We start from the raw sequence: 12,032 nt of genomic DNA, 5'->3' as shown, positions 1-12,032 counted from the left end.
TGATAGTTATGACAGACTTACAGACTTTTGCCAGAGACATCCACAAGGGATTGTCCGCACCGCAAAAACACATTTCGAGCAAATACTTTTACGACGACATCGGCAGCGGGATATTTCAGGACATCATGAAAATGCCAGAATATTACCCTACCCCCTGTGAATTTGAAATTTTGTCGCTGCAAGGAGAGAATATTATTCAAAAACTGGAATTCAAAGGCCCGTTCCAGATTGTCGAATTCGGAGCGGGGGATGGCATCAAAACGCGACAGCTGCTAAAAAAGCTCGTCGAGCGGCAGGTCGATTTTACCTACGTGCCGATCGACATTTCGTCCAGGGCCATCGAAGAACTGACGACTAATATGCTCAGTCATTTGCCCGGTTTGAAGATCAGCCCGATGGTCGGCAACTACTTTTCGATGATGGAGGAACTCGCTGCGTCCGGCGTTCCGAGTCTGCTGCTTTTCCTCGGCGGCAATATCGGGAATTACGAAGCGCACGAGGTCAACGGCCTGCTTGCCGATTTCCGAAAGTGCATGAATCCGGGCGATTACCTGCTTACCGGCTTCGACCTGCAAAAGAACCCGGCCACTGTCCGTTGCGCTTACGATGACCCGCGAGGCATTACCAAATCTTTCAATATCAATCTATTACACCGCATTAACCGGGAATTAGGGGGTAGTTTCAAGACTAACCAGTTCGATTTTTACTCGCATTATAATCCGGTCAATGGCGAGGTAAGGAGCTATCTCGTGAGCCTTGTACCGCAAAAAGTACATGTGCGGCACACCGACAAATGCTATGACTTCGACCGGAACGAGCTCATTTGGACCGAACTTTCCAAGAAATATACGTTAGCTGAAATTGAAGAAGTGGCTAAGGTTAACGGTTTTAGGGTCGTGGAGCATTTTCAGGACTGCAAGGCCTATTTCACCGACAGCCTTTGGACATTATAAAAGCGGCCGGGCTATTTGTTGTCCCGGCCGCTTTCATCAATAACATGTTGCACTAGTTACTCGATACGAACTTGTTGAAGCGGCTTTCCTTGCCATCGGCTGTTTTTTCCTGGTACAGGAATTCGAGTTTGCTTTCGTCGAACTTTTGGAAAAACTCATCCCAGCTGATTTCCTGCAAAGAATCTTCACCGCTGTAACCGGGAAAATCGATGCGTAGGATGCCGCCGCCATCTTTTTTCGTGGCGGTTCCCTTCACCATCGAAGGCACACCGCCACGCTTCTCCGCCCAGGCCCGGATCGTTTCCTGATCACGCGTCGAAGTGTCGGATTTAGAACTGCCGGTCGACTTTTTCGTACCGGCCGCCTTGGTTGTTTTCGAAGTCGCCGCTTTCGAAGCCGCTTTTGAGGCAGCAGGTTTCGATGCGGTGGTTTTCGATGCAGTTGTTTTTGTAGTGCTTTTGGTTGCTGCCTTGGCGGCCATGCTTTTGGCAGACGCCCCTGTTGCGGCATGCTGCTTTATTTTAGAAGTGGCTTCCCTGGTATTGCCCTTTGTTGTAGTAGCCATGGTTTCAGTTGTTTGATTTGAAACCCAACAACTTCAAAAAGCGTGCCGCAGTGGAACTGCCTCAGTGGAACTGCCGCAGTGGAATTATAACCTCAACCTTCCAAAGCCCGGATCACTCCTTTCAATCTGAAACCACAAACGCGGAACCCTGTCTTCTCCAATGTTGCCTGGGAAATACGGTTGGCGATATTGCAACGGGCAGCAGGCACGCGGCCCATTTTATAGGCAGTGCGTTTTAGCTCCTGCACGATGTAGGTCGCATAACCTTGCTCGCGATACCCCTCCCGCGTCTGCATGTAAATGTCCGCGTAAGGTATGTTATAGTTGAGCATTAACCCGCCGCTGGCCACGATTTCGCCACCCACATCGATCACATATTCGCTCTCGTCACCGTCCATCGGGTCATTTTCTGAACGTTTGCGGAAGGTTGCGCCTGGGATTTCAAAGGAAGTCGTGAAATGGTCTTCGAAAAGGATAGCCTCCGCGAAAGCGTTGTCGCAGAAGCGGTACAACATCGTTGTCAGAAAAACATCATTGCTCTGGCTCTCGATCCAGATCGCCTTGCAGGCCTTTTGAAATGCCTCAAAAACAAGACTGGCATGCTTACGGTATGGCGGTAGCAGAAAAAATTCGAAGATTGTGTCGCGGTCCTGGCGGCGGTCGGTACCCCAAACGGAACCATAACCGACGCGGACATTATCGATCCTGAACAACCAGGTATCGGCCCAGCCATAGTCGTGGCACTTGTTGCAGACGAACTGGAAGTGATTTTCATACAGGAACATCGTGCGTAAATCCCTGATCTCATCCAGCCCGGTTTTGGAAGTACTGATTCGCATAGTGTGGCACGCACAGCGTGGAAGGGAATCGGGTAATAAGGTAGTATAATGGTGCGAAAAAAACTAGCTGCGTTACAGGAAATACCATGCTTTCAAACGTTTTTTTGTACGGGCATTCCTATTAAAAACACGTCAGCAAGGCAGCAGCGGTGCATTCTGTTACACCGTCCTATTTATTCACTATACCTTCAACCGGCATGAAGCCTCTTATTCAGACCGTTACCTTACTCACGTTCATTATCTTCAAGTGCCACGCGCAAGGCAATATCAATTCAAAACTTTGGTATAAAAAGCCTGCAAAACAATGGGAAGAGGCGCTACCCATCGGAAATGGCGCATTGGCTGCCATGATTTTCGGAGGTATTGAAACCGAGCAGATCCAGTTCAACGAAGAAACCCTTTGGACCGGTGAGCCAAGAAGTTACGCGCACAAGGGCGCATCCGCGCATCTGGGCGAAATCCGGCGGCTTCTGAATGAGGGTGAACAAAAAGAGGCAGAAGCGCTGGCCAATGAGCAATTTATGAGCCAGCCCATGCGGCAAATGGCTTATCAGGCTTTTGGCGATGTATATTTAGATTTTCCGGAGCACGGAACACCCGTCGCCTATCACCGCGAACTTGATCTTGAAACAGCTACCGTAAAAAGTACTTTCGAGGCTGGCGGCGTCCGCTATACGCGGGAGGCTTTTGCGAGTTACCCCGCGAAAGCGATCTACTACCATATTACGAGCTCACAAAAGGGCAAACTGAATTTTGCCGTTCGCATGGACGCCATTCATGCCAAAAAGGAAGTAAAAATTAACGGGAACGAGATTGAGCTGAGCGTTCAGGTCGACAAAGGCGCATTGAATGGCATTGCCCGCGTGAAAGTAATTACCGACGGAGAATTGAAACAAGTCGAGGGAAAACTCACAATTTCCAATGCAACCCGCGCTACGCTGGTACTTGCCGCGGCTACCAACTATCTTGATTACAAAACCGTCAGTGGCGATCCCGCTACCAAAACGGCAGGAATTTTACGGAAAGCCCCCGCATTCGAAACAGCCCGTCCAGCACATATAACTGATTATCAAAAACTTTACAACAGATTCAATTTAGTTTTTTCCAACAGCAAACACTCCGCACTTCCTACCGACGAGCGGTTGAGCCGTTTCAAAGGCGACCCCAACGACCCTGCATTGCTGGCATTATATGTAAAATTTGCACGCTACCTGCTCATCGCAAGCAGCCGCGCGGGAAGTCATCCTGCCAATTTGCAAGGCAAATGGAACCACAAGCTCAATCCTTCCTGGGATAGCAAATACACCGTCAATATCAATACCGAAATGAACTACTGGCCTGCTGAAATGACCAACCTCAGCGAATGCCACGAACCGCTGTTTCAAATGGTGCGGGAAGTATCTCAAACAGGAGCCGAAGTAGCGAAGGAGCATTATAATGCCAAAGGCTGGGTTCTGCACCATAATACCGACGTCTGGCGCGGTGCTGCACCTATTAATGCATCCAACCACGGAATCTGGGTAACGGGAGGCGCCTGGCTGAGCCTGCATTTATGGGAGCATTACCGGTTTACGCAGGACAAAGCATTCCTGCAAAACACGGCCTACCCGCTTATGAAAGGTGCGGCAGCATTTTTCCTCGACTTCCTTGTCAAAGACCCGAAAACAGGAATGCTGATCAGCTCGCCTTCCAATTCACCCGAAAACGGTGGCCTCGTAGCCGGACCGACGATGGACCATCAGATCATCCGCGCATTGTTTAAAGCTTGTATTGAAACGGCCGGTATCCTGAAAACGGACGCAGCATTTGCCGAACAACTGGCGCAGACCTCAAAACAGATCGCCCCGAACCACGTCGGACGCTATGGTCAGTTACAGGAATGGATGACGGATATCGACGACACCACGAGCCATCACCGCCACGTTTCGCATTTGTGGGGCGTGTACCCGGGTGAAGAAATCACGCCAACGGCTACGCCCGACCTGCTAAAAGCAGCCATGAAATCGCTCAATTACCGTGGCGATGACGGAACAGGATGGAGCCTGGCCTGGAAAATCAACTACTGGGCGCGTTTTCTCGATGGCGAACATGCCTACACGATGATCCGCAAGCTTTTCAATCCGGTGTACGACGCAGGCCAGAAAATGAGCGGTGGTGGCTCATACCCCAACCTCTTCGACGCGCACCCGCCGTTTCAGATCGATGGCAACTTCGGCGGTGCTGCGGGCATCCTCGAAACACTGGTACAAAGTCATTTGGAAGAGATTAATATCCTTCCGGCCCTGCCGAAAGCATTGCCCGACGGCCGCGTCAGCGGGCTGTGCGCGCGGGGTGGTTTTGAAATGGATATGAATTGGGCAAAAGGCAAACTTACCGGCCTGACCATCCATTCGAAAGCCGGGAATATCTGCAAGTTGCGCTACGGCAGCAAGGTGGTATCGATACCCACCTCAAAGGGTAAAACCTACCTTTTCGGGCCGGATCTGACGATTTTAAAATAAATCCGACTTTTTTCGGCGGTGCGGAAATGCTGCTGACATACTGCTGTCACTGGGCGATGTTTAGTTTGTAATGTAATCAAACAATAAACTATAAAAACCTTTGACATGGAAACTAACAACACCGCACAGGAATTGGCAGCCACCACAACTATTATCACTGCCGAGGCACTTCTGGAACATTGGCAAGGCCACCGCAGGGTCAGCCGGAAGGTTATTGAGGCATTCCCTGAGGATCAGTTTTATACTTTTTCGATCGGTGGCATGCGTACTTACGCCCAGCTCACCATGGAGATGATCGGGCTCGCGGCTCCTGGTATCCGCGGTATTGCATTCGGCGACTGGACGTTCAGCGAACCGGTACTCGATTCTTCGACCCCCGCACCGGCCACCAAAGCCGAAGTATTGAACCTTTGGGACCTTGTTACCGAATACATCAATACGCTCTGGCCTCAGATTCCGGCGCAACGCTTCAATGAGGTAGAAGCCGCCTTTGGCATGTACGAGAACACGATTTACAATACGATCCTTTATCTGATCGACAACGAGATCCACCACCGGGCACAGGGCTTCGTGTACCTGCGCGCGCTGGGCATTCAGCCGCCGTTCTTCTGGGACCGCTCCTGATTCCGGTAAACTTCGCCCCGTTTCTCTTCGACCACCCTGCGCAGCGACTTCATGCACAGGGCGGTCAGAGGGAAACGGGGCTTTGATTTTTATGGAATGGTTTTAGTGTTTACCTTCGCAGGACTGAACACTTGAAAAAGAGAACTATGCCGCACATCAAATCCAAAATACTGACAATAGCCGCAGCTACCGGCCTGGTGCTGGCCGTGAACCATGCGGATGCGCAGGTGAGGCAACCCGCGCCAACGGGGCAGGTTCCCAAGGCTTACACCGGGGCGCAATCGTCTTCTGCCGCATTTAGACCAAAACCTACCGGCCAGATAGCGCCGGAAACGCCGGGGCGACTGGGTGTCATCGTGCAACCGGCTCCGGCTCCGACCCAGAGGGTGTCGGAGGTACAAGACCTGGGATTCGAAGGCAAATCCCGGACGGACGCCCAGCAGGGAATGGTGCCCAAGGTAAATACCACGCAAGACCCGTTGACGATGCCCGAGCGCTACCAGCCACAAGTAAGCCAACAGCCATCGGCCGCTGCGTCAGGGCAGGTAATAATACAAACGCAACAGGCGCCCGCGGCGGGAACATATGCACCCGCTACGCAGACGGCACCGGTAACCACCGGCCAGACCGTGCCGCAGCAAGGACAGGTGAACACACCAGCCACGGCGTCTCAACCATCCGGCGCCCCGAAAACCGCCGCTCAGCGGGTAGATCCAAAATAGCTCGGACCCCGGTTCTTCCGGGGTTTTTCATTTCTTCGGTGTTCACCCCGCTGCAAAAAAACCTCTGCTACCATCTTCCTCGATAAGCGCCCGACATCATTTCCGCGGTGCTCGGGTATTCGAGCAGGTTTAGCAGAAGAAACTATGTCGTGGACATTTGAAAATTCTCGTATTTCTGTGGCGGAATGAACATGGCGGACCTAGCCCGTCTGAGATAGCGGAACATAGACTTGGTCAACAACCAATTTTCGTTCGTCAGACGAAAACTCGCACAAGCAAGGTAAATCCCGGAAAAGAAACTGTTCTGTCGTTAATGCCGGAAGCGCTTGATATTATCAAAAAATGGGGCCAATATAGCCATGATCAAAACGGGTTCGTTTTTTCCGGAACTGAATTTAGGGATGGACGAAGTAGGTTCACTCCTACAAATTAGCTATTAGCCTAATTCAATAAAATATTTTGTAACTTAGAGATTACACTAAGCATATCTTGATTATCAGATTTTTTATGTCTCCAAAACACATTCATTAAACAAATTTAAAATTGATTTAACATCTACTTCAAATTAGCCCTATGAGAAAAACGCTATTCATCTACTCTCTTTTCCTACTGTCTTCGTTAATTGCCTCCGCTCAGAGCATCCAGGGCACACTGAAATACGGTAGTTCTAGCGGGAATGGAATTATTACACTGAAGAATAACGGTGTAACTTCCTACACCGGTAATATTACGAGTTTTAGCATTGTGGTCTCATCGGGAGCAATATTTGACTTCCATTTTCTCAGCGATCTGCATTATACATTTTCGTCAAATCCTGTTTCCTATACCACGAAGGATAGTTTTGGTTATCATTATTATCAATTCGATTGGACCGGTAGTTTGGCAGTCAATCTGTTACCGGGTGCTACGTTGGATTTAATTACTTTCAAACTTGATAATTCTTTTGGATCGTCAAACCCGGGCGTTGTGACGTTATGGGCGGGCACCGACCGCAGTTTTCCATGGTCGGTTAAGGTAAATACAATAGAAGCGGCAGACCCGGTAGATAGATTTTATAGTTCGGGTATTGCCGGCTCCTTTCTGACGAATGCACCAGAGTATAGCTTTTATGAAATCCCATTTTTGGCCGCTCCACTACCTGTTCAGCTTGCTGATTTCAAAGCCAAGAAGGAGGAGCATGCAGTTAAACTAACCTGGATCACCGCCGAGGAAATAAACAGCCGGAATTTTGAAATCCAGCATAGTGCCGATAGTAAAATCTGGCGAAAAGTTGGCTCGGTAGATGCATCGGGCGAAAGCAAGCAACGATTGGATTACGCCTTTATTCATCAGAGTCCCGAAGCAGGAGATAACTATTACCGATTAAAGATGATCGATGCTGATGAGACCTTTTCTTACAGCAAGATCAATCACGTCCGCCTGGCTGATATTGCCGGTGTCTATCCGAATCCGGCGTCGGACGTCGTTTATTTCCGGCGTGGGAGCGAGAGTCTCCTTCAAAATGTTGAATTGTATGACGGCAGTGGCCGGATAGTTCTGAAAAAGAGGACGGATGCCGGCCATATCGATGTCAGTTCTTTTGTCCCGGGCGTTTACGCATTGAAGCTCACGGGAAATAATGGTGCCATCAGGAATCACAAAATTATTATCGGGCGATAAAGTTGGTAAGTCTTCGTTGTTGTCATAAGTCAATATTGGCTTAGAAGGAGGTATTTGGGGCAATGACTAGCAAGGCTTTCAGCGTTAAAAAGTCGATTCCGAACTTCACTGATCATGACAGTGATGAATGCTTTCAGTGGATGATGACTGATGAAGAGTTTTGCAAATACATAGTAAAATCCTTAATAAAGGCCATGGCTATAAAGAGCACCTTACGCCACCCGTTCCACGCACCTTCAAGAGGCGCTATTCTTCCGTGTGAAGCATATTCCGTCGCTTGTCACCTTGCGCCGAAAAAAATGAGATAAGAAATATGATGTGTATGGAAAGACTGATTCTGAAAGCACTGGCAGATTCAATTCTTCCAAACAATGCTGGTGTGAGAAGTGCCCCACCGCCGCCAAAGTAGACTATGAGATTTAGAATTATCATCCCCAACAAAATACTACATAATGACCTTAGCTGAGTATCAATTCCTATGAAGCGATCAGATACAACCCATCCAATACCACCAATTACCGCATACAGCAGGTTTGCAAAAATCGCATATGCAAACATTTCACCGGAGCCCGCTAATAAGGCAATTATCAAAGTGAGCGAAATGAACACCGCGTAAAAAACTCCTGCAAATCTCATAATTCATGTATTCATGTTTCGAAATCACTAAAAAGCAGTTTTCCTGGATGAGTTGACCATGCGATCAAGATAGCGCAGAAATATTGAAGCATCAACACTTTAACTAAGTCAAACCCCCACCAACATGCGAAAACCACGAGTGATGCCCGAAGGCTGTATGCTCCTCAGCTGAGTTTATCCCAGATCAAAACCGGAAGTGAGTTAGATCCCGGATATCCGGAGGATGCCGAAATTATCGGCTATGCGAGCCCGCCAACACAAACGAGACATTGCTCGGAGATGTGCTCTGCTTTACTACTACGACAAATCCGCGGCCCAGTATTGCATTGCCATTATTGCAAGATGTATTGCAACTACCCCAATCAACAACAAAAAAGCACTCGCGAAATAATCATAAGTGCTTGACATTAAAGTGACTCTGTTTGAATTCGAACCGCCTGGCGGCGCGGCAAAGATCTACTGCTTAGAAGGCATGCGGGATGCACTTTGTAACGGAATGCCCTAACCGCTCGGCTAAACGGGTTATTCACGGCAAGGGGAATAATCATTGACCAATGATTCAAATTGATGCCCAAAATCGAAACCGCGTCGGACCATGCGGCAGATTATAATCTGGATTCGATTGAATAGCCAGGATTTCGATTCACGAAAAACTCTCCGTCAGTTACTTTGAAGCTTTCATGTGAGGGAATAATACTATTGGGATCTGTTCGTACAGTACCAGAAAAAACCTCTTTAATTTTATGCTCAGTGAGTTTTGTGACTTCTATTGTGCCATCGTAAAACGCCCAGTATGCTCGATATACAAGTGGATTTTTAGTTTTCAGATGTATCCAACTCATTACTACGTCAGAAGTTCGATGAAAATCGTTTGAAACTTTCCATACACCTTTTGTCACGGATGCCTTATCCCTAATGGCTATCAAAAAAGAAGGGGCATCCATCGATCTTGGTAGCACCCCCTCATGACACAAATGCCAGACCCGGCTACCGGGCCGCTTGTTGTAAATTTTACAAACTGAATTCTTCATTGTGAATCTCATGGTGACACCCCTCGGCTAGTCACCCAAAATAAGCCTAGAAAACTCATAAAGGCCCATTTTCTAACTATTGTCTCATTTCACCCACAAATTGTCCCATACTCACCCCGGGAATGTGCGTGGCCGGCCGTATTTTTGTATCAACACTTCGCAAGCCGGTGACAATCCGGTGACTAATCCATATCGTTATGAAAACCTTTTATGCGGTCCTCGCCAACTCGCTTGCAGCCGCGCTTACAAACACGTTTGTCTGGTTTGCCGTCACATTCTGGGTGTATCTTGAAACCAAATCGGTGCTCGCTACTTCGGTAATGGCCGGAGTTTACCTGGCAACGGTGGCTATTTCCGGCTTCTTCCTGGGTTCCATCGTGGACCGCTACCGAAAGAAGACCTCCATGATGCTGTCGGCATCGGTCACCCTGGCACTCTACATGCTGGCCCTGATCATCTACATTTCCACACCCGAAGCCGTTTTTAAAAACGATTCCAGCATTAACCTCTGGCTTTTTATCACACTTTGCCTTTTCGGGGCTATTACCGGGAACATTCGTACGATCGCATTGTCAACGGTGGTTACGATTCTGATAGAGGAAGACAAGCGCGACAAGGCCAATGGAATGGTCGGTACCGCTAACGGCGTGTCTTTTCTGATCGCATCTATTTTCAGCGGGCTTGTAATCGGTTACCTGGGCGTGTTGTGGATGATGGCGCTGGCCGTCGGGCTGAGCGTGCTGGTGATCCTGCATTTGCTGACAATTTCAATTCCCGAAAGAGAAGTTGTGCAAAGCGAACCGCACACGCAGCGCGTCGATATCCGTGGCACTATTGCTGCCGTGGGCATGGTACCGGGACTGTTTGGATTGATTTTCTTCAATACTTTTAACAACTTTCTCGGCGGCGTGTTCATGTCGCTGATGGATGCTTACGGCCTCTCGCTCGTATCCGTACAGGCGTGGGGCATCCTCTGGGGCGTGCTCAGCCTGGGTTTCATTGTCGGCGGGCTTGTGGTAGCGAAGCGGGGCCTGGGTAAAATGCCGTTAAAAACCCTGTTTATCTCCAATATTCTGATGTGGGTGATTTGCATGGTTTTCCCTATCCAGTCGTCTATTATCTTGTTGGGTATCGGCATGTTTGTTTACCTATGCCTTATCCCGGTTGTAGAGGCGACGGAGCAAACGATCCTTCAAAAAGTGATCCCTCCCGAGAGACAGGGACGTGTATTCGGTTTTGCACAGAGCATCGAACAGGCGGCCTCCCCCATTACTGCATTTATGATCGGGCCTATTGCCAAGTTTGTTTTCATTCCTTTTATGACCACGGGCGCAGGCGTGCGCCTGATCGGCTCCTGGTTCGGGACCGGGACTGCCCGCGGTCTGGCACTTTTATTTGTCGTGACGGGCATTGTGGGCCTCGTTGTGACGCTGATCGCCATGCAATCGGCCGCGTACAGGAAATTGTCGCTCGTTTACAAAAAACCTGCGCCCGATTTTGATCCCAGCGACGTACCTGTCCGCGAAGAAGCCCGATAGTCTTTTAAATTTTCAATCAACAACAAATCACTACAACCATGTTTGGACAAACCAAAGCATTCAGCGGGTATTCGGTAGACGATCTGCAAAAAGCGCGACAGTTTTATGGAGAAATACTAGGCATAGAGGTTTCGCAGCAACAGGAAATGCCTGTCCTCCATCTGAATATTCACGGGGGTTACCAAGTGATCCTGTATGAAAAACCAAACCACGAACCAGCGACTTTCACCGTCCTCAACTTTCCTGTCAAAAATATCGAAGAGGTGGTCAAAACGCTCAAATCCAAAGGCGTGACGTTCGAGAGCTACGATTGGCCGGGTTTCAAGACCGACCCCGACAATATCATGCGGGGAAATGGTCCCACCATCGCCTGGTTCACCGATCCTGCCGGCAATATTCTGTCGGTCATTGAAAGTGAAAATAATTAACCTTAACCTTCAATTAAAACATGGAAAATGTTAAAAGCACCAGAATGCAGGGCATTGTCAGCCTGTATAATTTGCAAACGCCTTTTTTCTCGTTTGTAACAGAGAATATCAATGAAGCAGACACGCAAAAGCGTCTGGATACCAAGGCCAACCACATTGGCTGGCTCGCGGGCGCGCTTGTGGAGCAACGTTTCGACCTCGCACGCCACCTGGGCTACGACGGGCATCAGCAGGCCAACGAACTGTTCAAAGACTTCAAAGGGATCCAGGACGGCGTGCAATATCCGTCGATCGCGTCCTATCAGGAGGATTGGAACAAGATCACGCCGATCCTTAAAGATTCGTTGAGTAACCTGAGCGACGAAGAGCTGGAAAGACGGATCGATATGGGTCCCGAATTCTCCATGTCGCTGTACGAACTGATCACATTCTCGATCTACCGCGAGGCGAATATCATCGGGCAAATCGCCCTCTGGCGGCGGCTACTCGGTTACCCTGGCATGCGGTACATGTAGAAATAGGCGGAATTGTGCTTT

The 12,032-nt window shown here is 49.1% G+C and carries 11 protein-coding genes; 8 read left to right on the top strand and 3 right to left on the bottom strand.

Annotated features, from left to right (window positions below; genetic code table 11):
* The first annotated feature begins 8 nt into the window (after nt 1–8).
* Nucleotides 9–953 carry an L-histidine N(alpha)-methyltransferase gene (locus ACTJJJ_RS04275; protein WP_440701548.1) on the top strand — a complete coding sequence of 315 codons (945 nt, stop codon included), beginning with the start codon at nt 9–11 and terminating at the stop codon, nt 951–953.
* Nucleotides 954–1,005: 52 nt separating this feature from the next.
* Here ACTJJJ_RS04275 and ACTJJJ_RS04270 read toward each other — a convergent pair whose 3' ends face one another.
* On the bottom strand, nt 1,006–1,518 hold the full coding sequence (locus tag ACTJJJ_RS04270; RefSeq protein ID WP_440701547.1) for a hypothetical protein: 513 nt from the start codon (nt 1,516–1,518) through the stop codon (nt 1,006–1,008).
* Between the two features lie 92 nt (nt 1,519–1,610).
* Entirely contained in the window at nt 1,611–2,357 is a 747-nt protein-coding gene (locus ACTJJJ_RS04265) for a GNAT family N-acetyltransferase (RefSeq protein WP_440701546.1), read from the bottom strand.
* A gap of 197 nt (nt 2,358–2,554) precedes the next feature.
* Between ACTJJJ_RS04265 and ACTJJJ_RS04260 the strand changes: the two genes are divergently transcribed.
* From ACTJJJ_RS04260 to ACTJJJ_RS04245, 4 genes are all read left to right on the top strand, one after another.
* Nucleotides 2,555–4,858: a glycoside hydrolase family 95 protein gene (locus tag ACTJJJ_RS04260; protein ID WP_440701545.1), complete on the top strand. Its 2,304-nt coding sequence runs from the start codon at nt 2,555–2,557 to the stop codon at nt 4,856–4,858.
* A 105-nt stretch (nt 4,859–4,963) separates the two neighbouring features.
* Nucleotides 4,964–5,482 (top strand): DinB family protein, encoded by a 519-nt coding sequence (locus ACTJJJ_RS04255; RefSeq protein WP_188930293.1) that lies wholly within the window; start codon nt 4,964–4,966, stop codon nt 5,480–5,482.
* A 146-nt stretch (nt 5,483–5,628) separates the two neighbouring features.
* Nucleotides 5,629–6,204: a hypothetical protein gene (locus ACTJJJ_RS04250; protein ID WP_440701544.1), complete on the top strand. Its 576-nt coding sequence runs from the start codon at nt 5,629–5,631 to the stop codon at nt 6,202–6,204.
* A 573-nt stretch (nt 6,205–6,777) separates the two neighbouring features.
* Nucleotides 6,778–7,863, top strand: coding sequence for a T9SS type A sorting domain-containing protein (locus ACTJJJ_RS04245; RefSeq protein ID WP_188930297.1), 1,086 nt, complete (start codon nt 6,778–6,780; stop codon nt 7,861–7,863).
* Between the two features lie 246 nt (nt 7,864–8,109).
* Here the strand turns inward: ACTJJJ_RS04245 and ACTJJJ_RS04240 are convergent, their stop codons facing one another.
* Nucleotides 8,110–8,499, bottom strand: coding sequence for a hypothetical protein (locus tag ACTJJJ_RS04240; protein ID WP_188930299.1), 390 nt, complete (start codon nt 8,497–8,499; stop codon nt 8,110–8,112).
* 1,228 nt (nt 8,500–9,727) lie between these two features.
* Here ACTJJJ_RS04240 and ACTJJJ_RS04235 point away from each other — a divergent pair.
* Genes ACTJJJ_RS04235 through ACTJJJ_RS04225 form a run of 3 tightly spaced genes read left to right on the top strand, consistent with a single transcriptional unit; the run spans nt 9,728 to nt 12,011 of the window.
* Nucleotides 9,728–11,068, top strand: a complete 1,341-nt coding sequence (locus ACTJJJ_RS04235; RefSeq protein ID WP_440701543.1) for an MFS transporter — start codon at nt 9,728–9,730, stop codon at nt 11,066–11,068.
* Nucleotides 11,069–11,106: 38 nt separating this feature from the next.
* Nucleotides 11,107–11,496 (top strand): VOC family protein, encoded by a 390-nt coding sequence (locus ACTJJJ_RS04230; RefSeq protein WP_188930303.1) that lies wholly within the window; start codon nt 11,107–11,109, stop codon nt 11,494–11,496.
* 20 nt (nt 11,497–11,516) lie between these two features.
* The gene (locus ACTJJJ_RS04225; RefSeq protein WP_440701542.1) at nt 11,517–12,011 is read left to right on the top strand and encodes a DinB family protein; all 495 of its coding nucleotides are present in this window, start codon (nt 11,517–11,519) and stop codon (nt 12,009–12,011) included.
* Nucleotides 12,012–12,032: the final 21 nt, after the last annotated feature.

Origin of the sequence: Dyadobacter sp. 22481 (genome assembly GCF_052044875.1) — a bacterium.
Lineage (GTDB): Bacteria > Bacteroidota > Bacteroidia > Cytophagales > Spirosomataceae > Dyadobacter > Dyadobacter endophyticus.
This window is presented reverse-complemented; position numbering and strand designations above follow the sequence as displayed.

Excerpts from the sequence above, each read along its gene's own strand:
- ACTJJJ_RS04275 (WP_440701548.1), top strand. The coding sequence starts at position 9 with ATGACAGACTTACAGACTTTTGCCAGAGACATCCACAAGGGATTGTCC.
- ACTJJJ_RS04270 (WP_440701547.1), bottom strand. The coding sequence starts at position 1,518 with ATGGCTACTACAACAAAGGGCAATACCAGGGAAGCCACTTCTAAAATA.
- ACTJJJ_RS04265 (WP_440701546.1), bottom strand. The coding sequence starts at position 2,357 with ATGCGAATCAGTACTTCCAAAACCGGGCTGGATGAGATCAGGGATTTA.
- ACTJJJ_RS04260 (WP_440701545.1), top strand. The coding sequence starts at position 2,555 with ATGAAGCCTCTTATTCAGACCGTTACCTTACTCACGTTCATTATCTTC.
- ACTJJJ_RS04255 (WP_188930293.1), top strand. The coding sequence starts at position 4,964 with ATGGAAACTAACAACACCGCACAGGAATTGGCAGCCACCACAACTATT.
- ACTJJJ_RS04250 (WP_440701544.1), top strand. The coding sequence starts at position 5,629 with ATGCCGCACATCAAATCCAAAATACTGACAATAGCCGCAGCTACCGGC.
- ACTJJJ_RS04245 (WP_188930297.1), top strand. The coding sequence starts at position 6,778 with ATGAGAAAAACGCTATTCATCTACTCTCTTTTCCTACTGTCTTCGTTA.
- ACTJJJ_RS04240 (WP_188930299.1), bottom strand. The coding sequence starts at position 8,499 with ATGAGATTTGCAGGAGTTTTTTACGCGGTGTTCATTTCGCTCACTTTG.
- ACTJJJ_RS04235 (WP_440701543.1), top strand. The coding sequence starts at position 9,728 with ATGAAAACCTTTTATGCGGTCCTCGCCAACTCGCTTGCAGCCGCGCTT.
- ACTJJJ_RS04230 (WP_188930303.1), top strand. The coding sequence starts at position 11,107 with ATGTTTGGACAAACCAAAGCATTCAGCGGGTATTCGGTAGACGATCTG.
- ACTJJJ_RS04225 (WP_440701542.1), top strand. The coding sequence starts at position 11,517 with ATGGAAAATGTTAAAAGCACCAGAATGCAGGGCATTGTCAGCCTGTAT.